The organism is Pseudomonas sp., assembly GCF_049300855.1.
Classification (GTDB): Bacteria; Pseudomonadota; Gammaproteobacteria; order Pseudomonadales; family Pseudomonadaceae; genus Aquipseudomonas.
Window position 1 is genome coordinate 400,551 of sequence record NZ_JBAQKH010000029.1, and the last position, 23,707, is coordinate 424,257.

The following is a 23,707-nucleotide window of genomic DNA, read 5'->3' on the forward strand; positions in this document are numbered from 1 at the left end:
CGAATTTTTCTTCAGGTCGACAGCTTTATCGTGGTGCGCGGCGTTGCGCTGCATCGCGCAATTGCGCGCTGAAGCCCTTGGCCCGGGGTTTTTCCTGTTGTTTCTCTACGTGTGCCGGACTGTGCGTCAGGTCGGCCGGGTTCAAAGTGAACAACGACGGATCGCTCAACAAACCATCGGCGCTCAAACCCGTGCGGCCCTGCCGTCCCTGAATCCACAGCAGATCCAGTTCGCTTTCGAGACGGCTGGTGCGCACCGCTTGCTGGACAAATTGCCCCGGCACCAGACCCAGGCCATTGCCCAGCGAATCACTGTTGAACTCACCGACCGCTGCCAGGCGCAGGTTGCTGCCATCGACGCCCCAGGCCGACAGCTCGGAGATTTCAGCGGCGCGCTCGACCACTGGCGTGACGAAGATCGCCGGTTGCGGATCCGGGATCAGGAAGTTGCGGTTGAGGGTGTTGGGATCACGCTCGAAGTTGTTGCCGCCCGGTGCCGGTATGAATGGCGTAGCGATATCGAGGGTGATCACCAGTTCGGCCTGATCACTGGCGCCGGCACGGTCGTTGATGGTGTAGGTGAACACGTCGCGCAAAACCTGGCCGAGACCAGCGGCGGCGAGGACGGCGGGGTTGTTCTGGTCGATGGTGTAGGTGTAACTGCCGTCGGCGTTCAACACCAGCGTGCCGTACAGACCGATGATCGGCTGGCCGATGACGCCGGACGTGCCGCCATCCGCCTCGGCGCCGGTGCGCACGCCGACCACGATGAGGCCATCGTTGTTATCGACGTCGCCATCGTTGGGCAGCACGTTGCCGGTGGTTTGCGGGGCAGGGGACTGGTCGCTGGCGAACCCGCTGTCGTTCTGGGCGACCGGTGCGTCGTTGGCGCCCTGAATCACCACGGTCAGGCGGGCATCCGAGGTCGCGCCCGCCGTGTCGACCATGCGGTAGGTGAAGGTTTCGCTGAGGGTTTCGCCCGCCGTGCGCAGGGCCTGGACCACGGGATTGTTGTTTTCGATGACGTAGGTGTAGCTGCCATCGGCGTTCAACGTCAGTTGCCCGTAGAGACCGATCAACACCTGCCCGGCGCCGGTGGACTGACCGGCCTGATTGCTGACGCTCTGCACCTGTTTGCTTTCGCCATTGGCGACGCTGTCGACGTCCGTATCGTTGTCCAGCACGTTGCCGGTGGCATTGCTGCCCGGCGTGCCGTTGTTGACGCCGCCAGCCTCGACCGCCGTGGCACTGTCATCGACGGCGACCGGGGTGTCGTTGCGGCCATCGACGGTGATGCGCAACTCGGCAGTGCTGGTGTCGCCCCAGCGATCGACGATGGTGTAAGTGAACACTTCGTTGAGCGTCTGGCCGCTCTGGCGCAAGGCCTGGACGGCAGCGAGATTGTTATCGACGGTGTAGCTGTAGCTGCCATCGGCGTTGATCAGCAGGTCACCGTACAACCCGCGCAGTGAAGTGCCGACGCTGCCGACCGTACCGATCGCGTCGACGGTGCCGGTGTGAATGCCGATCACCGACAGCGGATCGCTTTCGGCGTCGGTGTCGTTGTCCAGCACATTGCCGCCGGGGTTGAGGCCGGGTTGATCGTTGTTGCTGCCACCGGCCTCGATCGCCGTCGCCGTGTCGGTGTTGGCCACCGGCGCGATGTTGCGGCCACGAATGATGATGTGGATTTCCGCCAGATCGTTTTGCCCGCCACGGTCGCTGACTTGATAGGTGAAGCGCTCATTTAGAAATTGCAGCGGCCCCAAGGCCAGAACCGCCGGATTGTTCGAGTCGAGGTTGTAGGTGAAGCTGCCATCGGCGCCGATGATCAACTGCCCGTAGAGTCCGTTGATCAGCGTGCCGTTGCTGTTGTCGGTGCCTGCGGTGACCCCGGCCAGACTGCCGCCCGCGTCTTCAGTGCCGAAACGGATGCCGGTGACGGTTTTGCTGTCACCCTGGTCGACGTCAGTGTCATTGATCAGCACGTTGCCGCTCGGGTTGACGCCGTTGCCATTGCCGTTATCGGCCACGGCGAGCACGGTGTCGTTGGCAGCGACCGGCGCATCCCAGGCGCCGTCAATGCGGATGCTCAGTTGTGCGCTGTCGGTGGCCCCGGCGATATCGCGCAGGCGGTAGGTGAAGGTTTCCACCAGCGAATCGCCGACTTTCAGCGCCTGCACGGCGGCGAGGCTGTTATTGATCACATAGCTGTAAGTGCCATCGGTGTTGAGGGTCAGCGTGCCGTACAAACCGTTGAAGGTCTGCGCGCCGACAACGTTGGTGAAAGTGCCGCCGGCCGCTTCGCTGCCGGTGCGAATCCCGGTCACCAGTTTCGCGTCGTTGGCATCGACGTCATTGTCATTGGTCAGCACATTGCCGCTCGGATTGACCCCCGGCGTGCCGTTGAACGTGCCGCCGGCCTCGACCGCCACGGCACTGTCGTCTCTGGCGACCGGGTTGTCGTTGGCGCCGCGAATGGTGATGGTCAGGGTTGCGCTGCTGGTGGCGCCGGCGAGGTCGCGGATCTGGTAGGTGAAGGTTTCCGTCAACGTGTCGGCATTGCTGCGCAGTGCCTGGACCTGCGGATTGAGGTTGTCGAGCAGATAGCTGTAGCTGCCGTCGGCGTTCAGCGTAAGGACGCCATAAGTGCCATTGAAGCCGCTGCCGATCAGGCCCACCGAGGCGCCCTGATTGACGCCGACCACGCTGAGCACTTCGCCGTTGCCATCGACGTCAGTGTCGTTGACCAATACGTTCCCGCTCGGATTGAGGCCCGGCGTGGCGTTGTTCGCGCCACCGGCCTCGACCGCCGTGTTGCTGTCGTTCTGTGCGACCGGCGTGTCGTTGCGTCCTTGAATGCTGATGTTCAACGTGGCGCGATCAGTGGCGCCGGCCGCGTCACTCACCTCGTAACTGAAGGCATCGAGCAGGGTGTTGCCGGCGCGCAAGGCCTGAACCGCCGCCATGTTGTTGTCCAGACGATAGCTATAACTGCCGTCGGCGTTCAGGGTCAGCCAGCCATAGGTGCCGCGCAACTCGGTGCCGAGGGCGCCGGCCGTGCCGGTTGCGGCTTCGCTGCCAGTGCGCACCGAGGACACTGCGCGGGTTTCGCCGTAGTCATGGTTGGGCAGGTCACCTGGGACTTCACCGCCGTCGACATCGCTGTCGTTATCCAGCACGTTACCGGTGGGATCCTGACCGGGCTGGCTGTTGTTCAGGCCACCGGCCTCGATGGCCACGCCGGCATCATCATTGGCAATCGGGTTGTCGTTCTGCCCGCGAATCAACACGATGATTTCCGCCGTGTCGGTTTGCGGGGTCGCGCCGACGCCATCGCTGACGGTGTAGGTGAAACGTTCCGAGAGCAGATCGGCACTACGGCGCAGGGCCTGCACGTCGGGGTTGCTGTTGTCGACTTCGTAGACGTAGCTGCCGTCGGGGAATATCGTCAGCGTGCCGTACAGCCCGGCAATCACCGTACCGCCGAGATTGACCGCGATCGGCGTGCCTGGATCCGCGCTCGCGCCGGACTTGATCAGCGTCACCGTCAGTGGGTCGCCGTCGGGATCGGTGTCGTTGACCGTGACGTCGCCCGAAGGGTTGACGCCCGGCGTCAGGTTGTTGATCCCGCCCGCTTCGGTAGCGACGGCGATGACGTTTTGCGCCACGGGTGGATCGTTGACGCCGTGGACGGTAATCACCAGTTGCGCGGTGTCGGTGAGGCCAGTGGTGTCGGTGACGCGGTAGGTGAAAAACTCGGTCAGGGTCTGACCCGGCGCCAAGGCCTGTACCAGCGCATTGGTGCTGTCGACGTCATAGAAAAACGAGCCATCGGCGCCGATGCGCAAGGTGCCGTAGAGACCGGCCACCACGGTGCCATTGGCGGAAGTGGTGCCGGTGGCGACGCCGCTGAGCACGTCGACGGCCGAGTTGTAGGTTGCTTCGCTTTTGTTGATTACGCCATTGACCAGCAACTGGCTGCTCGGCTGATCGTTGGCATCGACGTCCTGATCGACGCCGTTGCCGCCAGGCTGAGTGATCGGCCCGGGACGGCTGGGGAACTGAATCACGTTGCCACTTGGGTTGCTTTCCGACGCGGTGCCGTTGGTGGACGCAGCTTGTGCCGAGGCGGCGTCATCGCTGGCCACCGGGTTGTCGTTGGCCCCTTGAATGACGATGCGCAATTGCGCGACATCATCCAGCCCGGCGGCATCGGTCAGCCGATAGCTGAAGAACTCGACCAGTTGTTGCCCGGCACTCAGGCGCTGAACCGTGGCGTTGCTGTTGTTGACCACGTAGCTGTAAGTGCCGTCGGGATTGATGGTCAAGGTGCCGTAGAGCCCGGCAATCGCCGTGGCGCCGCTGACCGCGGTGAAGTTGCCGGAGCCGGCCTCGGCCACCGGGCGAATGCCGGTTACGCTGCGGGTTTCGCCATTGGCGACACTGTCGACGTCCAGATCATTGCTCAACACGTTGCCTCTGGCGTCACTGCCCGGTGTGCCGTTGTTGACACCGCCGGCCTCGATGGCCACACCGTCGTCATCGACGCCTTGCGGCGTGTCGTTGGCGCCTTGAATGGTCACGCTCAATGTGGCCGTCGAGGTTTCACCGGCAAGGTCAGCGAGGATGTAATTGAAGTTGTCCTGCAAAGTCTGGCCCGACAGGCGCAGCGCCTGCACGGCGGCGTTGTTGTTATCGACGACGTATTGATAGGAGCCGTTGCTGCCAATCACCAACTGCCCGTACAGACCGTTGATGACCGTCACGCCGAGCACCGGCGTCTGAATGCCGGCGCCGGGGCCGACCGAGACCACGTGCAACTGATCGGCGTTGGTAGCGATGTCGACGTCAGTGTCATTGCTCAGCACATTGCCGCGCGGATCGATACCGGCGGAGGCGTTGTTGGTGCCGCCAGCCTCCAGGGCCGTGGCGCTATCGTTGACGCCGACCGGGTTGTCATTGACGGCGGCGAGGATGATTTGCAGGGTGTCGGTGTCGGTCAGCGCATCGGCTGCGGTGCCGGGAATCCCATCGCCGTCGGCATCGCCGTAATTGCCCCGGTCATTGCTGAGCACGGTGAGGGTGTCGGTGCCGTTGAAGTTGGCATTGCCCAGATATTGCAGGCTGGCCAGCGCGGTGTTGATGTCGGCGAGGTTGCCGGTCAGGGTCAGGCTCGCGGTGTTGGCACCGCTGACGGTGACGCCGGGCACAGTCGCACCGAGGAACAGCGTGCCGTGGGTGACCGTGAGAATTACGCTGATCGCCCGGTCGTTGACGTTCGGATCGCGGTCGGCATCGACATCGGCAACGCTGATGCCGCCGATATTCAGCACCACGTCTTCCAGGCCGTTTTGCGTGCCGGGGAGGGTGTTGACCGGTGCGTCGTTCTGCTCGACATAACCGGCGTTGGCGCTTTGCGTGTCGGCATCGCCCAGGGTGATGGTGATCTGGCCGAGGGTGCCGGCGTCGCTGTCGACCCGCACGCGCAAATCGCCCAGCGGTTGCGGATAACTGACCAGTCCCGCCGGCACATCGATACGGAACACCCCCAGCGGCAACACGCCGAAGCGGTACTGGCCGTTGGCATCCGTGGTGGTGGTGAATTGCAGGTTGTCGGCCGTGGTATCGAGGCGGCCGTCGGCACCGGCCCAGGTCAGGGTCACGGTTTGCCCGGCCAGACCGGCGCCATCCGGTGTGGCGCTGGCAGTCGGGGTGGCGGTGTCGTTCCACAAGGTGCCGGTGATCACGCCGAGCCCGGCGGTGTCGCGCAAGATGTACTGGTTCGGGCCGACGGCGCTGCCATCGCGCTCGCCGGTGGTGGTGCCATCGACGCCGACGCTGTTACCGCCCCAACTGGTGAAGTCTTCCGGCAGGCTGCTCCAGGTCAGTGTCGCGTTGCTGCTGGCGACAATGCTCGAGTTGGGCAGGTCGACCGAGTAGCGCACCTGAATCTGCGCACCGACATCCAGTTGATCGATATTGACGCTCAAACCGCCGCTGGTGCTGAAACTGATGCCCGCCGGCAGATTGCCCGGGCCGTAACTCACGCCGTTGATGCTGACACTGAGCAACGTGTAATTACTGCCGCCGGCAAAGCCGTCGCTGACGCGCGCATCGAACGCCGGCAGGCCGCCGTTCTGGGTAAAACTCAGCTGCACCGTGGCATTGCCGGTGCTGCCGCTCGGGTTCGGGTTGAAGGTGACGATCTGCTTGTCGAGGCCGCTGAAGCTAGGCTCGACCACGCGTTCAAACACGGTATCGCTGACCGCACGCCCGGCACCGTTGACGATTTCCTGCGCGGTCACCGCCAGTTGCGCGCCGGCAATATTGGCGGCGATGTTGGTCACACGCACGTTGAACTCGATCGAGATGCCTTCCAGATCGTCATCGTTGCCATTGCCGTTAACCACGTTGCCGAGGTTGAACGTCACCACCTGGCTGCCATCGGGGTTGGTGATGACCGTCAGCCGGCTCGGGTCGAAGATACCTTGCGGCGCCAGGCCAGACAGATCCGCAGTGATCGGCAGCGCCTCAGGACTGTTTTCGTTGCCGTCGATATTCAGCGTGCCGCCGACGATCAGGTTGGCGTCGCTGGTCAGTCCGCCGTTGGAGATGAAGGCAATGCGCAGGGCATTGACCAGCGCGTCCGGCGAGATGAACTGCAAGCCGTTGGCCAGGGTGATCTGCACCTGATAGTTGGGGTTGTTGCCCTCGGGCACCAGCACCACCACGCGGTAGCGAATCACTTCGCCGACGGTGACTTGTTCGACGGTGGCGGTGGTCGGGTTGGGCGCCGCCGTGTCCGGCAGGCCACCGACACGGGAGATTTCGATGGCCTGAGCCACAGGAATCAGCAACGTCGACAGGTTGCGGTAATCATTGAGCGTGCCGCCATTGAGCACGCCGTCGATGCCGGTTCGCTCGCCGGCATTGCCGCCGTCGAGGCTGGTCCATTGCACGCTGGCGACGTTGGCGATGTTTGATAGGGCTGCGGCGCTGGCGTTGACGATGCCGCTCAGTTGCAAAACGATACTGCCGCCCTTGGCGATATCGATATTGGCGCCACTGGCGGTGCGCAGCTGCCCGCCGACGATTTCAAACGCCACGCCACCGTTATTGGTCGCACCGTTCTGATACAGCACACCAACCAGCGTGACGTTGCTGAGCTGGGTCGGCAGGGTGTCGAGGAAACTGATGTCGAATGCACTGAAATCGGTGCTGCCATTGCCGTTAGTGAGGGTGATATTGAAAGTCACGGTGTCGCCCTGGTCATAACCGCCAAGGCCGGAGGTGGAGGTGATCACCTGATTGATTTGCAGGGTCGGCTCGCGCACGGTCACCGTCGGCTGGCCACCGCTCAGGGCCACGTTGCGATCCAGCGCCACCGCGCCGTTCGGCGTATCGCCATCGGGGTCGCTGTAAACCAACTGCGCATTGTTTTGCAGTGAGACGTTGGCCTGGTTGGCAATCACGTTGTTGGCCACCAGTTGCAGACGAATCACGAAGGTGTTGTTGCCGGTCTGGTTGTCCGCCGACACGCTGGAGACGCTGAAGGTCCAACGCCCATCGACACCGTCGCCACCCAACGCGCCGCCGATCCCGGCAAAACCGCTGACCAGCACGCTGCCGGCAAAATCGGCGCCCAGCGCGCCACTGCCGGCACGGGTGGTGATGATCTGATAGCCGAGACCGCCATTAAAACTGGTGTCCAGGCGCATGCCCGGTGGAATCAGGTCTTCGATGCGCAGGTTTTGCGTGGTGCCTTCCGGCAGAGTGACGACGATGTCGTAGCGCATGCTCTCGCCGACCACCAGATCGCTGCCCGTGGTGTGGCTGGCGCTGGAATCGCCATTGTCCAGCGTGCCGTCGGCGAAGACTTTGCTGATCACCGGCGCGGCGATTTGCTGGCTGGCCAGATCGGTGAGGTCGGTCGGGGTGAAATCGCTGCCGCCGTTGACGCTGGCGTAATTGCTCAGGGTCGCGGTGGATTGCAGGCTGCGGCTGGCCTCGATGGTCGCACTGACCACGACGTCATAGCTGATCACCACAACATTGGCGCCGCTGGTATCGGCGGTCGTGCCGCTGCGCCCGGCCAACAGACTGGCCTGACCGCCCGCATCAAGGAAGTTGATCTGGTTGCCGCTGATGCTGTAGTCGGTGCCCAACACCAGCAAGGTGCCGTCGCCACGATAAATCTGCAGATTGGCCGCCGCCAGACTGCCGCCGACGAAACTCAAGCCGGAGGGCAGGGTGATGCTGGTACTGACGTCAAACGCGCCACCGCCACCGCTGTTTTCAATCGCCGTGACCAGGCGCAAACGGTCGGCGCCGTCGATATTGCTGATGTTGCCGTCGACCGCCGAAAGATCGGTGACACTGCCATTGAATGGCTTGCCGGTGCTGCCCGGTGGGTTCCAGCTACCGCTGGTGCCGGTGACCGTGCCGTTCGAGCCGGAGACCACGCCATGTTTGATGTTGAGTACCGGTTCGGCGACGGAAACGATCGCCACCACGTCAGAAGAAATCAGCGTGCGGTCGGTGAGGGTGGTCTGCTGGCTCGATTGCGCCAATACGTCCAGCGAACGCTGGTCGGCAAACGGCTGATCGCCGACCCTGACGGTGAAACGAATGACAATGCGGCTGCCCGTGGTGGTGTTGGTGGCAAAACTGCCGAAATCGAATACCACCGAGTTGCCATTGGCGCTGGTCACGCTGACCACGCCACCGGCATTGGTATTGCCTGCGCCCAATTCCCACTGACCGACGTCACCGCCCGAACCCCAGGTAATGCCGGTGACGTTGAACAACGGCAGCGGCAGGTAAGCCGTCAGTTTGAATTGCTCATAATCACCAGTGACGAGGTCGTAGCTCAGCTCGAAGGTCACTTCATCGCCTGGACGTAACTCGCCGTTGCCCGGCGGTGCGCCGTTATTGACCTCGACCAGACTGATATCGACGTTACTGGTGGGGACGACGCTGGTGGTGCTCGAACCGTCGGTTTCGCTCTGGCCGGTGAGGTTGAACTGATCCTGCAGCAGCGTGCCGTCCACCGTCGCGGTGTTGCCCAACTCGTCGCCTTCATTGATGTCCGGGTGCGGGTCGCCCGACGGCGGCTTGTAGGTCTGGCCGACGATCGCCGAATAGCTCAGGACTGCAATCACCGCACCTTGCAAGGTGTCGTCGAAGGCCAGATCGCCGTTGAGCCAGCCGCGAACATTGTTAAACGCATCGCGCAACGACTGCGCGATGTCGAACACCATTGATGTCGTGCCATCGGCGTTGTTCACCACGCTGGTAACCAGCGTGATGGTCTGCGCGACGCCGTTGATGGTCACCGTCAGGGTCGGCGTGCCGCTGAGGGTCTGACCGTCGCTGAGCTGATCGCGAATGACCAGTTGGCCTTCGTTGAAAAAATCCTTGCCGAATGCAAAGTAGTCGGAAATCGCCAGGTTCAGGGTGTACTGCAGGGTGTCACCGGGGCTGATGCCGGTGTGGCCGATGTCGTTCTGCATCGTCGCGGTTTTCAGCAGCGTGATCGACTTGGCGATGAATTGCGTGCCCTGGCCGGTGCCACTGAAATCGATGGTGGTGTTCGGCGCGGTGAGGTCGCGTGGATCAAGCGGCACCCATTGCCCCGAAGCGGTCGGCGGGCCAAGGGTCACGGTGACAGCATCGCCGGTCACCGGGTTGAGCACCGGTTGGCCGTTGGCATCGACTTCCGGCACATAGAAGGCGACCACGGTATCGGTCTTGCCGGTAAGGCTGTCGTAGGCGACGGTGAACGAGTTGATGTAAACGTCGTTGGCTGCAATCAGCACGGCGATTTGCGCGGGATTGGTCACCACGGTGCCGTCGTGCAGGGTGATCGAGGTCAGCCGCCCGCCGGCGCCGGGGGTGATTGAATTGACTTGAATATTGTCTGGCAGCGGTTGGGTGACGACAACGTTAGTCAGCGTTTGCCCCGGTGCCGGCGTCGCCGACAGGGTCAGCGTGCGCACGTAGTTGGGGCCGGTGGCGGTTTCGCCTTCCGGAGTATTGATGGTTTCGCTGACGGTAATCACCGTCGGGTGCACGACGAATGCTGCGGTGCCGGCCTGAATCAGGCTCGGATCATTGGTCGGGTTGTCCAGCGCGTCGTTGCCGAATTCGAAGCCGCCACTGGCGCGAATGGTCAGGTCGGGTGTGCCGTTGGAAAACGCCGTGTCGGCCAGATTGCTCAGACTGGCGGTGATCTGCACGCCGATCACCGGTTGCTGGTTGGTCACGCTGGCGAAGGGCAGTTCGATGACCACCAGTTTATCGCCGGCGCGCATGCCGTAAGTGGCTGCGTTGATGATCAGAAAGTTGCCGTTGGCGTCTTTGGCCAGCGGGTGAGTGGCGTTGCCGTTGGCGTCGAACGTGACGACATGGCTGATCAGGTTTTGCCCCAGATACGTGGCCGAGATGAAATTGACGCCGTCATCGCCATCCTTGCCGGTCGCCGGCATTGCCAGGTTGATGAATGGCGCATAACCCACTTGGGTCGAGGTGTTGCTGAAATTCACGGTGAAGGTGAAGCGGTCGCCGAGCAGCACATCGCTGCCGCCGGTGGCCACCGTGGCGGTCGGCGCAGCATCGGCGAGCAGGCCGTCGAAATGCGCCATGGCAAGGCCGCTGATGGCAATGCTTTTATCGATGTCGCCGACGCGGGTTTCCAGCGTCCAGTCGCCGCCAGCCTTGCTGCTGCCGGTGTCATTGCTGGAGGCGCCCACATCGGCACCGGTCCAGCGTGCCAGTTCGCTGACCAGGGTTTGCCCGGCCACACCGGCGCCGACATCGCAGCCGTACAGCTGAATATCCGCGCCTTGGGTCAGATTGTTGCGCCATTGTTCGAGGGTCTTGCCCAGCGAGTCGATGTTGTCCGAGGTGACCGTGCGGTTGCCCAGGGTGAACTGCCCGGCGGAGCCATGGGACATGATCTGAATCGAGTCGACCTTGCCCAGTTGCGCCAACGCTGCCGAGATTGCCGCGAGGCCGTCTTCGCCGACATTCACCACAATCGCGGTGACATTGCCCGGCAACTGCGCGACGAGTTGGTCGCGGTTTTCGATGCGACTGTCGATGACCAGCAGGCTGCGCGCGGCCGACGGCGCTTGCTCGGTGGCGGCGCGGCCTTCGGTTGGCGTGGCGTGCGGGACTTGGGCATCCACAGCGGCCGGCGGGGCAGCGGGATCGCTGTGATGTTGATCGGCAGCTGCCGAAGCGGCGGCGCCGTCGAACAGAATTCTTGGCTCCAGCGCCAATGCCTGACGTTGCGGGCGCAAGTGCGCGCCGGAAAGCCCACCCCGTGAATCTTGCATGATCGGCCCTCGTACTGCCTGCTGAATCCTTCCAATGAGTGCCGACGCCAAGCGACGGACAAGTTTAGCGTAGGCCGTTTCTTACACTTTTCCAGTGAACTTCAGGGACTTGCAACGAGGCGGGGTAACAGCTTATGGCCATCAATGCACGGTATGGCTGTGCGCATTGGCGCACAGCAATAGTGAGGTCTAGGCTGGTCAGTCAGTCGCCCTTGGGGCGTAACGCCCAACGCAGGGACAGGAGCGCAACCGATGAAAGCCCCAGCCAGTATTGTCTGCCTGATGTTCACGTTGGTGCTCGCGCCGGGTGCCCGCGCCGAAGACCCGCCCGCCACGCCGGCGGCCGAGGCCAGCGACGACGCGCCGTTGATCAACCCGCAAGTGGTCGACAAGCTCATCGACATGGGCAATTACCTGCGCAGCCTGCCGAAATTCCAGGTCGATGCCCAAGTCTCGCGCGACACCGTTCTGGAGTCAGGGCAGAAGATCAAGACCGAGTCCGCCAATACCCTGAAAGTGGTCGGCCACGATCGCTTGTATGCGAAAAGCGAAGGCGACGTGCGCACCCGCGAGTTCTTCTACAACGGCAAGAAACTCACCCAGTATTCGCCGTACCTGAAGTACTACACCACGGTCGACGCCCCGGCCACCGTCGCGGAAACCCTGCACAAGGTCGAGAACTTCTACGGTGTGCAGGTACCGATGGAGGATCTGTTTCTGTTCGGCAGTGACCAGGCGCAGATCGATGCCTTGAAAGCCGCATTGTATGTCGGCCCCTCGGTCATCAAGGGCCAGCTCTGCGACCATTTGGCGTTTCGCCAGGAAGGTATCGACTGGCAATTGTGGCTGACCCGCTCCGACAAGCCCTTGCCGTGCAAACTGGTGATCACCACCACCGACGATAAGAGCTTCCCCGAGTACAGCGCGGTGTATCAGTGGAACCTCAAGCCGACCCTTCCTGACACGCAGTTCACCTTCAAACCGGGCAAAGGCGACGTGGCGATTGCGTTCAAACAAGCCAGCGATCAGGGAGGGCAGTGACATGAACAAGTCGATGACGTGGAGTCTGTTGTTGTCGCTGGCCGCCGCCACACTGCTGACCGCCGGTTATGTCGCCGAAGCCGATGCCCGGGGGCAACGCGCTCAGGGACATGCCCGCGCCAACGTCAACCGCGCGCCGGCGCCGAACGCGCAACGGGCGCAGCGGATCAATGCGCCACAGCGCAGCAACAATGTCAGTGCCGGTAACCGGGTCAATTCGGGCAATCGGGTGAATGCCGGCAACAATGTCGGCAATCGCACGAACGTCAACAACGGCAACCGAAACGTCAACATCAACAACAGTCGTGATGTCGACATTGATGTCGACGGCCATGGCCGTTATGGCTACGACGATCACTACCATCCGCTGGCGACCGCTGCGGCAGTGACGGCCACCGTCGCGGTCACGGCGGCAGTGGTGGGCGCGATCTTCACCCCGGCGCAAATGCCCAGCAGTTGTGTGCAGGTGATTCAGTACAACGTCGCCTACATGCAGTGCGGTTCGACCTGGTACCAGCCGCAGTATCAGGGCAGTGATGTGACGTATGTGGTGGTCAATGCGCCTTGAGTCACGTGCGATCGGATTCAAGGCTAGCTGATAAAAATGTTGAGCCGGGTGGTGAAAGCAGGTCGAATGGCGCCGTTACGATGCCCTTCGATTAATCTACGAGCCCCAGACATGACAACAGCCCATCCGGTGGTGCCGGACCAAGAGCAATGGCAAGCCTGGACACCCGATGAGTTGGCGCGGCGACTGCGTGCGGTAGACCGCCCATGGTGTGTGGTCGGTGGCTGGGCGCTGGACCTTTGGCTCGGTCGGCAAACCCGCGCGCACAGTGACCTGGAATTCACGGTGCTTCGGGCCGATTTCGCCTGTTTTCGCCAGGCACTCGGTGATCTCGATTTCTATGCAGTAAAGGACGGTACGTTCCAGTTTCTGTCAGCGACTTGCGTGCCCGCCGAAGACGTTTTTCAGATATGGGCTTACGACCGCACCGCACCGGCCTGGCGCGTGGACGTGATGATCGAGCCGGGCACCCCGCAAACCTGGGCCTATAAACGCGATCCGTCGATTACCGGTCCACGCGCGGAAATGGTTCTGCAAAGCACGGGCGGCATCCCGTATCTGCGACCTGCCGCCGTTCTCTTGTTCAAAGCCAAGCACACGCGCCCCAAAGACCGCAGCGACTTCACGACGGTCTGGCCTGATTTGTCTGCGCCGGAGCGCGCGTGGCTAATTCGGCATCTGACGCTGTTGCACCCAGAGCACGACTGGCTCAGCAGCGTTCAGGTGTTATCAGCGCCGCCAGCTGCCCAAGGGTAATTCGACCTCGCGCTCGGCAGCAGCCAAGGCGATCTCCAGCCCGGACTTGTCCAGCGGCGCGCAGTAAGCCGGTTTCGCCCGCTCGAATCGCCAACTGTCATCGAGGCTTCCGGCGTCGACCGCATCGAAGCCAAGTTCGTCCAGCAAACCCACGATCAACGCCTTCGCCTGCGCGTCATCCGCTGCAATGGGCAAGGCGCGCCGCTCGCTGGAACCGTGCGGCCGGGTATCGGTGAGCAGGTCTGCGGCGAGGATCGCATTGAATACCTTGACCACCGTGGCGCCGCGCAAATGCTCGGCAAGCAAACGGCTGGTGGTGCTCTGGAAGGTGTCGAGAGCGGCGATGTGGCCATCGCGATCGGGGTAATAGTTGTTGGCATCGAGCACGGTTTTGCCCTCGAACCACGCCGGCGGCAGGCTCGGGATGTGTTCGTAGGGTATGGCCAGCAACACCACGTCGGCAAACTGCGTGGCCTGTTCGGCCGTGCCGATCTGGCAACCGGTGATGCCGGCGAGCACGCTGCTCATGGTCTGCGGGCCGCGGGAGTTACTGAGCATCACTTCGTGCCCGGCGGCGAGGGCGATTTGCGCGACGGCGCGCCCGATGAAGCCGGCGCCAACGATTCCAATGCGCATGGTGTGTTCCTCTGTCAGGTGGGGAGCCTCTAATATGATTGCTGAACGGATGCAGATAAATTGCACTCTGTTACTAACATTCAATAACAGGAGTTTCGAATGGATCGGCTGACCAGCATGGCGGCTTTCGTGATGGCGGCCGAAGCCGGCTCGTATGCCAGGGCCGCGCAACGCCTGGACATGTCAGCGCAAATGGTCGCCAAGCACGTTGCCGCCCTTGAGCAGCGGATCGGTGCACGCTTGCTCAATCGCACCACGCGCCGGCAGAGCCTGACCGAACTGGGCCAAGCCTATTACGAGCGCTGCAAGCACATCGTCGGCGAGGCAGATGCGGCTGATTCACTGGCGCAAATCATGAATGACACGCCGCGCGGCAAGCTCAGGGTCAGCGCGCCGGTGAGCTTTGGCTCTTACAGTCTGATGCCGTTCGTGACCGCGTTCTTGCGCGAATTCCCCGAGGTGGAAATCGACCTGCACTTGACCGACCGCGCCGTGGATCTGGTGGAGGAGGGGTTTGAGGTAGCTTTCCGGATCGGCCCGCTGGCGACGGCCAGTCTGACCGCGAGGCCATTGGCTGCGTATCGATTGATCGTCTGCGCGGCGCCACGCTATCTGGCCGAACACGGCACGCCGCAAGTGCCCGCCGATCTGCAACGGCATGAGTGCCTGGGCTATGCCTATTGGTCGCGGCCTGCCGACCATGAGTGGTCGTTTTTCAATGGTGCCGAGGTCGAGCGAGTGCCGGTGAGCAGTCGCTTGCACGTCAACGAGAGCAAGGCGCTGTTGTCAGCGGCGGTCGATGGGTTCGGGATTGTGCTGGGGCCTGCCGATTTTCTTGAGCCAGCGTTGCGCAGAGGGGAGTTGGTCAGGTTGCTGGAAGGCTTTGAGGCGCCGAGCAGACAAATGCATCTGCTGTACACGGCGCATCGGCAGAAGACCGCGAAAGTTCGTCAGTTCATCGATGCGGCGGTCAGGCGCTTTGCCTGACCGCCGCATCCGGCTCAGTTAATGCGCGGATGCTGCTGCACCAGTTCCTTGCGTTTGGCTTCGAGCGCAGCGATTTCAGCGTCGATGTCTTCGATTTTCTGCTCGATGTTGTCGTGGTGTTCTTGCAGCAGTTCCTTGGCTTCTTCAAGGTCGGAAGCTGCCGGGGCAGCGCCACGCAAAGGCTTGTTGGCGGTTTCCTTCATGGTTACGCCGGTGACCAGACCGACCACGGCGATGACCATCAGGTAATACGCCGGCATGTACAGATCGTTCGTGCTCTCGACCAGCCAGGCGACCACGGTCGGGGTCAGGCCGGCGATCAATACCGAAACGTTGAAAGCCGCTGCCAGCGCGCTGTAGCGAATGTGCGTGGGGAACATCGCCGGCAGGGTCGAGGCCATCACGCCGATGAAGAAGTTCAGCAACACGGCCAGCATCAGCAGACCGGCGAAGATCAAACCGATCTTGCCGCTGTTGATCAGCATGAACGCCGGAATCGCCAGAATGAACAAGCCGATGCTGCCGACGACGATAAAAGGTTTGCGGCCAATCTTGTCGCTGATAAAGCCGATCGCCGGCTGCACAAACAACATGCCGACCATGATCGCGATGATGATCAGTACGCCACGGTTTTCGCTGTAGTGCAGGTTGTGCGACAGGTAACTCGGCATGTAGGTGAGCAGCATGTAGTAGGTAACGTTGGTCACCGCCACCACGCCAATGCAGGTCATCAGGCTGCGCCAGTGTTTGGTCGCGACCTCCTTGAACGAGACTTTCGGGCCGCCGGCAAGGCCTTCGCGATCGCCTTGCTCAAGCTTTTCGACGTGCTGCTGGAACGCCGGGGTTTCTTCCAGCGCGTGACGCAGATAAAGGCCGATCATGCCCAGCGGCAACGCGAGGAAGAACGGCAGGCGCCAGCCCCATTCCTCAAACTTGGCTTCGCCGAGCGTGGTGGAGATCAACACCACCACACCGGCACCGAGGACGAAACCGGCAATCGAGCCGAAATCCAGCCAACTGCCGAGGAACCCGCGTTTACGGTCCGGCGCGTATTCGGCGACGAAGATCGACGCGCCGGTGTACTCGCCACCGACCGAGAAACCCTGAGCCATTTTTGCCAGCAGCAACAGGATCGGCGCCCAGATGCCAATCGAGGCATAGGACGGAATCAGGCCAATGGCGAAGGTGCTCAGCGACATGATGACGATGGTCGCGGCGAGGACTTTCTGCCGTCCGTACTTGTCGCCCAGAGCGCCGAAGAACAAGCCGCCCAAAGGCCGGATCAGGAAGGGCACGGAGAACGTCGCCAGCGCGGCGATCATCTGCGTACCGGGGTCGGCGCCGGGGAAGAACACTTTGCCCAGCACATAGGCGACAAAGCCGTAAACACCAAAGTCGAACCATTCCATGGCGTTGCCCAGTGCGGCAGCGGTAATCGCTTTGCGCATCTTGGCGTCGTCGACGATGGTGATGTCGTTCAGGCCGATCGGCTTGACGGTTTTTTTGCGTGATTTCATCCGGGTCTTCTCTTTGCTGATCCATCTTGCCGCGTAGATGCCATCGATTTGATGGCGCGTGCTCTTTGGCTCAGATACATGAGGACACGAAATAATTCACTGCTCGCTGCTTTTTTTCCTGCGCGCCTGTGTAGGAGCTGCCGAAGGCTGCGATCTTGATCGTTCCCACGCTCTGCGTGGGAATGCAGCCGGGGACGCTCCGCGTCCCAACAGGATCGCAGCCTTCGGCAGCTCAGGGGAATGCCGCTACCGGCGCAGGGTCGCGTAGGATTTACCGAGGTCGCTGGCCCAGCCATCAAGCACAACCTTGACGTCATCGGCAGTCAGCACCTGCTTGTCGTTCTCCAGTGGCACACCGGTGCCTTTGCGCACCACTTCGGCAATCACTTCGCCGGTCGAACCGTCCTCGAACGACACCTCGGTGGCGACTTCGCTGTCCTGATCACGGATGCCGGTCGCCGTGCTCACACCGGCAGCGACGAGGGTGACGGGCAGCCACTCATAAAAGCGCAAACCCTGAGTGCTGGTCGCCACCTGGGTAATGGCGGGGCGCACCACCAGAGTGTTCGGCCCCGGTTGATTGACCAGATGCATGACCTTGCCCAATTCCACCCGCAGCGCCGCGTCGTAATAGTCGGTAACCCCGGACAGCGTGCTTAAGGGAATCCGCAGCGTCGGCTCGGCACTCGGATAAAACTGACTCGGCGCCAGATAAACCTGTGTGTATCGACCCCGGGCGAGAGCCGGGCTGACCCACGCCAACACAGGCTGACCGGACGGCGACTGGCGCTCGGTCAACACGCTGTAGTCATGCAGGAAGCCACTATGTTCCGGGGTTTTGCTGCTGCACGCCGCCAGGCTCAACGTGGCAACAATCGACAGCGACAGCGAACGAATGCGCGACATCAAACGGCTTCCTTGTTCTGCGCCAGGTTGTCCGAGCACTCGATGTGCAATCGACCGTGGGCCATGATCCAGTTCATCAGATCAGCGGTGCTGACGCTGTGCACGTATTCCACCCAGTGCGCATTGGTCGGGCTGAAATGTTCGAAATAACGGCGCAGAACCACCGTTCCCTGATCAGTGGAAACCCCCATGCACGATTCCTGAAACACCACCGGTGTGTCCGGGCCGAGCGCGGCGGTGCGCTGGCTGAGAATCAACGGCCGATTACCGTTGTGCTGTGTTACGCCCGGTTTGCTGTTCAATACCTTCATGCCAATCCCCCCGCTGGAAATACCTGCAGAGTGCCCGCGCGATTTTGCCGGAAGATGTCCGCTTGATGTCTGGCGCGTAGAAATGTTGCTCGATTGAAATAAATGACCCGGGCGGCGAAATGGCTTTAGATTGGCTCTTTTTCGGTGCAGGGACCGGTGACTGTGAGCAGACTGCTGTTCGTTGACGACGACGTGGAAATTCTCGCGCTGCTGAAGAAGTTCTTCGTGCAGCACGCCTATGAGGTCGACGTGGCGCCCCACGGCGAAGCGATGTGGGCGGCGATCGCACAGAACCGTCCGGACACGATCATTCTTGATCTGATGATGCCCGGCGAAAGCGGCCTGAGCCTGTGCCAGAAGGTGCGCGCGCAACTGGGCATTCCGATCATCATGCTCACGGCCATGGCCGAGCTGAGTGATCGCATTGTCGGCCTCGAACTGGGCGCCGACGATTACCTGACCAAGCCGTTCGCCCCGCAGGAATTACTCGCTCGCGTGCGTGCCTTGCAGCGTCGCGCCGGTGAACAGAAAAGCATCGTCGAGCCTTCGCGGCCGGTGATTGCTTTCGCCGGTTGGCATCTGGACATTACCTGCCGCGAATTGCGCTCCCCGGAAAACGTGATGATTCCCCTGTCCGGCGGCGAGTTCGATTTGCTGGTGGTGTTCCTCGAACACCCGCAGCGCATTCTCACCCGCGAGCAGTTGATCGACCTGACCCACGGCCACGGCCACGACGCCTTCGATCGCAGCATCGATGTGCAGGTCAGCCGCCTGCGCCGCAAGATCGAACCCGATAGCAAGCGCCCGGACCTGATTCGTACCGTGCGCAATGGCGGTTATCTGTTCACAGCCAAGGTCAGTCACTCGTGATCCGCCGACTGTGGCGCGGTGACACGCTGAGCCGGCGTATTGCCCTGACCATCGTTGCCGCGATGGTTGCTTCGCTGGCGCTCAATGCCCTGTTTTTCCAAGTGGCGGGGATCTGGGCGCGGCCACCGATTGAACGCACCGGTCTGCTGGAGCAGATTGCCGCGACCTCACGGGTAATCGAAGCGGCCCCGGCCAACCTGCGCCCGCAACTGGCCGCAGCGGCGAGCAGCGCCATGCTGCAAGTGGCGTGGAAAGCGCAGCGCGCTGACTTCGGCCTGCCCAATAACGGCGTGCGCATCGACGCGAGCAGGGTGCCGGTGCTGCAACAGTTGCTGGGTGATGATCGAAAGATCGAAGCGTTCAACCCCGGCGACTGGCCGAACGACAATCCCCAGGCGCATTACGCCGCTCTCGTGCAATTGGTCGATGGAAGTTGGTTGGCCTTTATCCCGCCTGAGCGCAGTTGGGGTTTGGAGCTGGGCACGCGGATCGCGATCATCATCACGTTGGGATTGATTGCCACGTTGCTGGTGGCGTGGATCGCCACGCGCCAATTGGCCAAGCCGTTGCAGCGTTTCGCCCGCGCCGCCCGACGTTTCGGCACCGACCTGCGTGCACCGCCGATCAAGCCCGAAGGCCCCGACGAGATCCGTCAGGTCATTGTCGCCTTCAACACCATGCAGGCGCAGATCCAGCATTTCATCAGCGAGCGTACGCACATGCTCGCATCGATCTCCCATGACTTGCGCGCACCGTTGACCCGCATGCGCCTGCGCAGCGAGTTCATGGAAGACCTCGATCATCAGGGCAAACTGATTCGCGATGTGGAAGAGATGCAATCAATGATCAACGCCGCTTTGGCGTTCTTTCGCGAGGACACTCACCGCGAGCAGACCACCGCGTTCGATCTCTCGGAGCTGCTGCAAACCATCGTCGATGACTACCGCGACCAGCACATCAACGTCGACTTCGCTGGCCCGGCGCATCTGGTGTATGAAGGCCGACCGCTGGGGATCAAACGGGTGATCGTCAACCTGCTGGAGAACGCGGTGAAGTATGCGCAGCACCCGGGTATTGCGTTGCGGCGTGACGAGTATTCGATCTGCATCGAGGTCAGTGACGACGGCCCGGGTATTCCCGAGGCTGCACTGGAGCGGGTTTTCGACCCGTTCTTTCGCCTGGAGGCCTCGCGTAACCGCGACACCGGCGGCGTTGGTCTGGGCCTGTCGGCGGCGCGGGCGATTGCGCGCGAGCAGGGCGGCGAGTTGACGTTGAGCAATCGCGATGGCGCAGGTTTGTTGGCGCGCGTTGAGTTGCCGCTGTAAAGGTTGAACAGGCTTGGTCAGAATATCTCTGAAACACTTTGAAACATTCGTGCATCGCGAGCGGTCAACCGGTCACATTCTGCATTAAGAAGCGTCCATGAAAACCCCGCGTCCCTCCGCCCGACTTGAACCGCTGTCGCAACTACGCAATCTGAAAATGGCCCGATCCGCGCACGCCTATGTGCGCGGCAGCACCGTGCAGTTTTACGAATGGCTGCACAGTCAACCGGGCCGCAGCCTGCCAAAAGGCCCGGCGGTGTGGATTTGCGGCGATTGCCATGCCGGCAACCTCGGCCCGACCGGGGATCTCAAAGGCCAGATCGATATTCATATCCGCGACCTTGATCAGACCGTGATCGGCAACCCAGCGCATGATCTGGTGCGCCTGGCGTTGTCGCTCGCCACAGCCGCTCGCGGTTCCGACCTGCCGGGCGTGGCCACTGCACGCATGCTCGAAGAAATGATGCGCGGTTACGAGCAAGCCTTTGACGGCGATCTTGAGGAAGACCCACCGCGTCCGGCGCAAGTCAAAGCGGGAATGCGCAGTGCCGTGCAGCGCACCTGGAAGCATTTGGCCGAGGAGCGCATCGAGAGCACCAAACCGACGATTCCGCTGGGTAAACAGTTCTGGACGCTGTCGCGTGACGAGCGCGCCGCGTTGAAAACCCTCTGCGCCACCCCCGAAATCCATACGTTGGTGACGTCATTGAAGGGCCGCTCACAGGATGATCGCGTGAAAATGCTCGACTCGGCGTATTGGGTCAAAGGCTGTAGTTCATTGGGGTTAAAGCGCTATGCCGTGCTGCTGGGCGTGGGCAAGGGCGATGACGAGGAATATTGCCTGCTCGATATCAAAGAAGCCGTCGGCGCCGCTGCACCGCGTGCCGCCCGCGCCGCCATGCCGCGCGACAATGGCAAGCGCGTGGTCGAAGGCGCGCGGTTTCTTTCCCCTGGACTGGGCAATCGGATGCTGGCGACACGCATGCTCGACCATGGTTTTTTCGTCCGCGAACTGTTGCCGCAGGACATGAAGCTGGAACTCGATCAGTTGAGTCAGCGCGATGCGATGCTTGCGGCCGGCTATCTGGCGCGGGTGGTCGGCGTCGCACATGCCCGGCAAATGGACCTGGCGACCCGGTCCGAGTGGATGGCGGATTTGCAAACCTGCCGCTCGAAACGTCTGGATGCGCCATCGTGGCTGTGGACCAGTGTTGTGCAATTGGTCGGCAGTCATGAAAAAGGCTATCTGGAACATTGTCGGCGTTATGCGCTGCAGCATTGATTCAAGAACCGAGCTACTGGGCCAGCCCGGCGAGTGCAATGCCCAGCGGCTGGGCCGCACTCGACGTCGCGGCCTTCATTTCACTGCGGTAGCCGTGGGGGCTGGTGCCCAAGTGCTTTTGGAAGGCGCGGCGCATCCGTTCCTCACGGCCAAAACCCGCCGTTTCGGCAATCCGTTTGATCGGCTCGCTCGTGGTTTTGAGTAATCGAGTCGCCGTCTCCAGGCGCAGGTTCTCCACCGCTTGCGCCGGGGTTTTCCCGGTGGCGGCGACATAGGCGCGGGCGAAATGGCGCGCGCTCATGCCGAACTGTTCAGCCAGCCGCTCTACGCGCAAATCGCCATTCAGGTTAGCGGCAATCCACGCATGCAGACGGGCCAGACGCCCGTCCGGATCGGTGCGCAACGCGTTGGACTGCGCGTTGAGCGAGGCGCTCAGTTGCGGCTGCTCGGCGCCGCGCCAGAGGAACACCGTGAAATAACGTGCCAGCGCCAATGCCACTGGCGCACCGAGGTCCTGTTCCACCAGACCGAGTGCCAGGTCAATGCCGGCGGTGGCGCCGCCGCAGGTCCACAGATTGCCGTCGTGCAGGTACAACGCATCGCTCTGACAGCGCACCGCCGGGTAACGCGCCTGTAGCTCCGCAGCGAATTTCCAGTGCGTAACCACCTCGCGGCCATCCAGCAACCCGGCGGCGGCCAACGCAAAGCTGCCAGTGCCAATCGAGCAGAGGCGACGGATCTGCGGCGCGCGCCCCCGCAACCAGTCACAGGCGTGTTTGTCTGCTTCCAGCGTGGCCATTCCCGGACCACCGGCGACGATCAAGGTATCGATCACCGCGGCCATCTGGTCGACCTGTGCCAGTGAGCAGGTCACCACGCTGATGCCCGAAATCGACATGACCTGGCCGCCCTGTGGCGACGCCACCAACAGCCGATAGGGCGGCTGGCCAATGAAGGTGCCGCCCAAAACGCGCGGTATCGCTGCGAATACCTCCAACGGGCCGGCGGCATTGAGCAGCAATAGATCATCGAAGGCCAGCACCACGACCGTGCGCGACGGCAGCGGCGGGGTGTCCGACATGGCAGTAAAGGAGGGGTGTTTGGCATGGAGCGGCACGGCGGGCCTCGACATACTGGGTTCATAGCAAAAACGAGGGCACGACAATGCCGGTAAAACCTTCTGCTGCCAAGCATCCACTCACCAGACAATTCGTGCCGTATCTGCGGGCACTGCTATGTGGCGCCGCGTTGCTGCTGACTGATTCGGCAACAGCGGCAGACACGGCATTGAAAATGGGCGACCAGAGTGGTTTGACCCAGGCCTTGCTACAGGCTGCGGGGGAAGACCAAGGCATCACCTATGCGCTGTCGTGGCATCCGTTTCTGGCCGGCACCACGATGCTCGAAGCCTTGAGCGCCGGGGCGATCGATGCCGGTGTGGTGGGCAATGCGCCACCGGTATTTGCTCAGGCCGGTGGTTTCGATGTGCGCATTGTCGGCGTGGCGAGCGGTGCACAAAACAACAATGCGCTGCTGGTTCCTCAAAGTTCGACGGCCACGCAAGTCGCCGACCTGAAAGGCCAACGCATTGCCGTGGCCAAGGGCAGCAGCGGCCATTATTTGTTATTGGCAGCGCTGCAGCGAGCCGGCCTCACCCCACGCGATGTGAACATTGCCTACGTCAGCCCGGTGGATGCACAAAATGCGTTTGCCAGCGGCAAGCTCGATGCCTGGGCGGTGTGGTATCCCTTTGTCGGCCAGGCCACATCACGCGGGGCACGGGTTTTGGTGGATGGCAGCGACTGGCCGGAAACCGGTTTGAATTTCACCGTCGCCAGCCTGCAAGCATTGAATGATCCACAGCGTGCAAGGCAACTGGGCGATCTGCTCGCCAGGCTGGCCCGAGCTCAGGCGTGGGCCACCGCCCATCCTCAGGAGTGGGCCGAGGTTTTCGCGCAAACCACGCGGCTTCCCGTCGCGCTGGTGCAGGAAATGCTTGCGCATCAGGATCTTCACTACGTGCCGATCGAGTCGTCAGTCATCACTTCGCAGCAGCGCCTGGCCGACCTGTTCGCCAGCGAACGTCTGATTCCACGACCGCTGCAGGTTCAGCAGATCTTTGACGCTCGCTTCAACCCGTTACTGCCAAACAACCCTTAACCCATCC

General features: G+C 62.1%; 14 protein-coding genes. 8 read left to right on the forward strand and 6 right to left on the reverse strand.

Going from position 1 to position 23,707, the window contains the following annotated elements:
* Positions 1–25 precede the first annotated feature (25 nt).
* A complete protein-coding gene (locus WA225_RS16855) occupies positions 26–11,341 on the reverse strand; it encodes a VCBS domain-containing protein (protein ID WP_422608783.1) in 11,316 nt (3,771 codons plus the stop codon).
* 252 nt (positions 11,342–11,593) lie between these two features.
* Between WA225_RS16855 and WA225_RS16860 the strand changes: the two genes are divergently transcribed.
* The 3 genes from WA225_RS16860 (at position 11,594) to WA225_RS16870 (ending at position 13,706) form a co-directional block, all read left to right on the forward strand.
* Positions 11,594–12,382 (forward strand): DUF2092 domain-containing protein, encoded by a 789-nt coding sequence (locus WA225_RS16860; protein WP_422608784.1) that lies wholly within the window; start codon positions 11,594–11,596, stop codon positions 12,380–12,382.
* A 1-nt stretch (position 12,383) separates the two neighbouring features.
* On the forward strand, positions 12,384–12,950 hold the full coding sequence (locus tag WA225_RS16865; RefSeq protein WP_422608785.1) for a hypothetical protein: 567 nt from the start codon (positions 12,384–12,386) through the stop codon (positions 12,948–12,950).
* A gap of 111 nt (positions 12,951–13,061) precedes the next feature.
* Positions 13,062–13,706, forward strand: a complete 645-nt coding sequence (locus WA225_RS16870; RefSeq protein WP_422608786.1) for a nucleotidyltransferase domain-containing protein — start codon at positions 13,062–13,064, stop codon at positions 13,704–13,706.
* Here the strand turns inward: WA225_RS16870 and WA225_RS16875 are convergent.
* Positions 13,680–14,360, reverse strand: a complete 681-nt coding sequence (locus WA225_RS16875; RefSeq protein WP_422608935.1) for an NADPH-dependent F420 reductase — start codon at positions 14,358–14,360, stop codon at positions 13,680–13,682. The genes WA225_RS16870 and WA225_RS16875 overlap by 27 nt on opposite strands.
* A gap of 81 nt (positions 14,361–14,441) precedes the next feature.
* On the opposite strand from WA225_RS16875, the gene WA225_RS16880 reads away from it, so the two are divergent.
* Positions 14,442–15,329, forward strand: a complete 888-nt coding sequence (locus WA225_RS16880) for a LysR family transcriptional regulator (RefSeq protein ID WP_422608787.1) — start codon at positions 14,442–14,444, stop codon at positions 15,327–15,329.
* A gap of 14 nt (positions 15,330–15,343) precedes the next feature.
* On the opposite strand, the gene proP is transcribed toward WA225_RS16880, so the two are convergent.
* From proP to WA225_RS16895, 3 genes are all read right to left on the reverse strand, one after another.
* Entirely contained in the window at positions 15,344–16,846 is a 1,503-nt protein-coding gene (gene proP, locus WA225_RS16885; RefSeq protein WP_242208353.1) for a glycine betaine/L-proline transporter ProP, read from the reverse strand.
* A 246-nt stretch (positions 16,847–17,092) separates the two neighbouring features.
* Positions 17,093–17,752 carry a DUF3313 domain-containing protein gene (locus tag WA225_RS16890; RefSeq protein WP_422608788.1) on the reverse strand — a complete coding sequence of 220 codons (660 nt, stop codon included), beginning with the start codon at positions 17,750–17,752 and terminating at the stop codon, positions 17,093–17,095.
* Complete coding sequence (locus tag WA225_RS16895; RefSeq protein ID WP_422608789.1) at positions 17,752–18,063, reverse strand: hypothetical protein; 312 nt, start codon at positions 18,061–18,063, stop codon at positions 17,752–17,754. The genes WA225_RS16890 and WA225_RS16895 overlap by 1 nt, the downstream gene beginning before the upstream one ends.
* A gap of 162 nt (positions 18,064–18,225) precedes the next feature.
* Here WA225_RS16895 and WA225_RS16900 point away from each other — a divergent pair, with 162 nt between their 5' ends.
* The 3 genes from WA225_RS16900 to WA225_RS16910 all read left to right on the forward strand — a co-directional run bounded on the left by WA225_RS16900 (position 18,226) and on the right by WA225_RS16910 (position 21,540).
* Positions 18,226–18,933, forward strand: coding sequence for a response regulator (locus tag WA225_RS16900; protein ID WP_422608790.1), 708 nt, complete (start codon positions 18,226–18,228; stop codon positions 18,931–18,933).
* Positions 18,930–20,258: an ATP-binding protein gene (locus WA225_RS16905; RefSeq protein WP_422608791.1), complete on the forward strand. Its 1,329-nt coding sequence runs from the start codon at positions 18,930–18,932 to the stop codon at positions 20,256–20,258. Before WA225_RS16900 ends, WA225_RS16905 begins: the two co-directional genes overlap by 4 nt.
* A gap of 97 nt (positions 20,259–20,355) precedes the next feature.
* Positions 20,356–21,540 (forward strand): DUF2252 family protein, encoded by a 1,185-nt coding sequence (locus WA225_RS16910; RefSeq protein ID WP_422608792.1) that lies wholly within the window; start codon positions 20,356–20,358, stop codon positions 21,538–21,540.
* Positions 21,541–21,553: 13 nt separating this feature from the next.
* On the opposite strand, the gene WA225_RS16915 is transcribed toward WA225_RS16910, so the two are convergent.
* Entirely contained in the window at positions 21,554–22,672 is a 1,119-nt protein-coding gene (locus WA225_RS16915; RefSeq protein WP_422608793.1) for a GlxA family transcriptional regulator, read from the reverse strand.
* Positions 22,673–22,704: 32 nt separating this feature from the next.
* On the opposite strand from WA225_RS16915, the gene WA225_RS16920 reads away from it, so the two are divergent.
* Positions 22,705–23,700 (forward strand): ABC transporter substrate-binding protein, encoded by a 996-nt coding sequence (locus WA225_RS16920; RefSeq protein WP_422608794.1) that lies wholly within the window; start codon positions 22,705–22,707, stop codon positions 23,698–23,700.
* The last annotated feature ends 7 nt before the right edge of the window (positions 23,701–23,707 follow it).

What these genes read in the sequence shown, in the direction of transcription:
- WA225_RS16895 (WP_422608789.1), bottom strand. Translation starts at nt 18,063, where the DNA reads ATGAAGGTATTGAACAGCAAACCGGGCGTAACACAGCACAACGGTAAT.
- WA225_RS16910 (WP_422608792.1), top strand. Translation starts at nt 20,356, where the DNA reads ATGAAAACCCCGCGTCCCTCCGCCCGACTTGAACCGCTGTCGCAACTA.
- WA225_RS16890 (WP_422608788.1), bottom strand. Translation starts at nt 17,752, where the DNA reads ATGTCGCGCATTCGTTCGCTGTCGCTGTCGATTGTTGCCACGTTGAGC.
- proP (WP_242208353.1), bottom strand. Translation starts at nt 16,846, where the DNA reads ATGAAATCACGCAAAAAAACCGTCAAGCCGATCGGCCTGAACGACATC.
- WA225_RS16865 (WP_422608785.1), top strand. Translation starts at nt 12,384, where the DNA reads ATGAACAAGTCGATGACGTGGAGTCTGTTGTTGTCGCTGGCCGCCGCC.
- WA225_RS16915 (WP_422608793.1), bottom strand. Translation starts at nt 22,672, where the DNA reads ATGTCGAGGCCCGCCGTGCCGCTCCATGCCAAACACCCCTCCTTTACT.
- WA225_RS16855 (WP_422608783.1), bottom strand. Translation starts at nt 11,341, where the DNA reads ATGCAAGATTCACGGGGTGGGCTTTCCGGCGCGCACTTGCGCCCGCAA.
- WA225_RS16880 (WP_422608787.1), top strand. Translation starts at nt 14,442, where the DNA reads ATGGATCGGCTGACCAGCATGGCGGCTTTCGTGATGGCGGCCGAAGCC.
- WA225_RS16860 (WP_422608784.1), top strand. Translation starts at nt 11,594, where the DNA reads ATGAAAGCCCCAGCCAGTATTGTCTGCCTGATGTTCACGTTGGTGCTC.
- WA225_RS16920 (WP_422608794.1), top strand. Translation starts at nt 22,705, where the DNA reads ATGCCGGTAAAACCTTCTGCTGCCAAGCATCCACTCACCAGACAATTC.
- WA225_RS16870 (WP_422608786.1), top strand. Translation starts at nt 13,062, where the DNA reads ATGACAACAGCCCATCCGGTGGTGCCGGACCAAGAGCAATGGCAAGCC.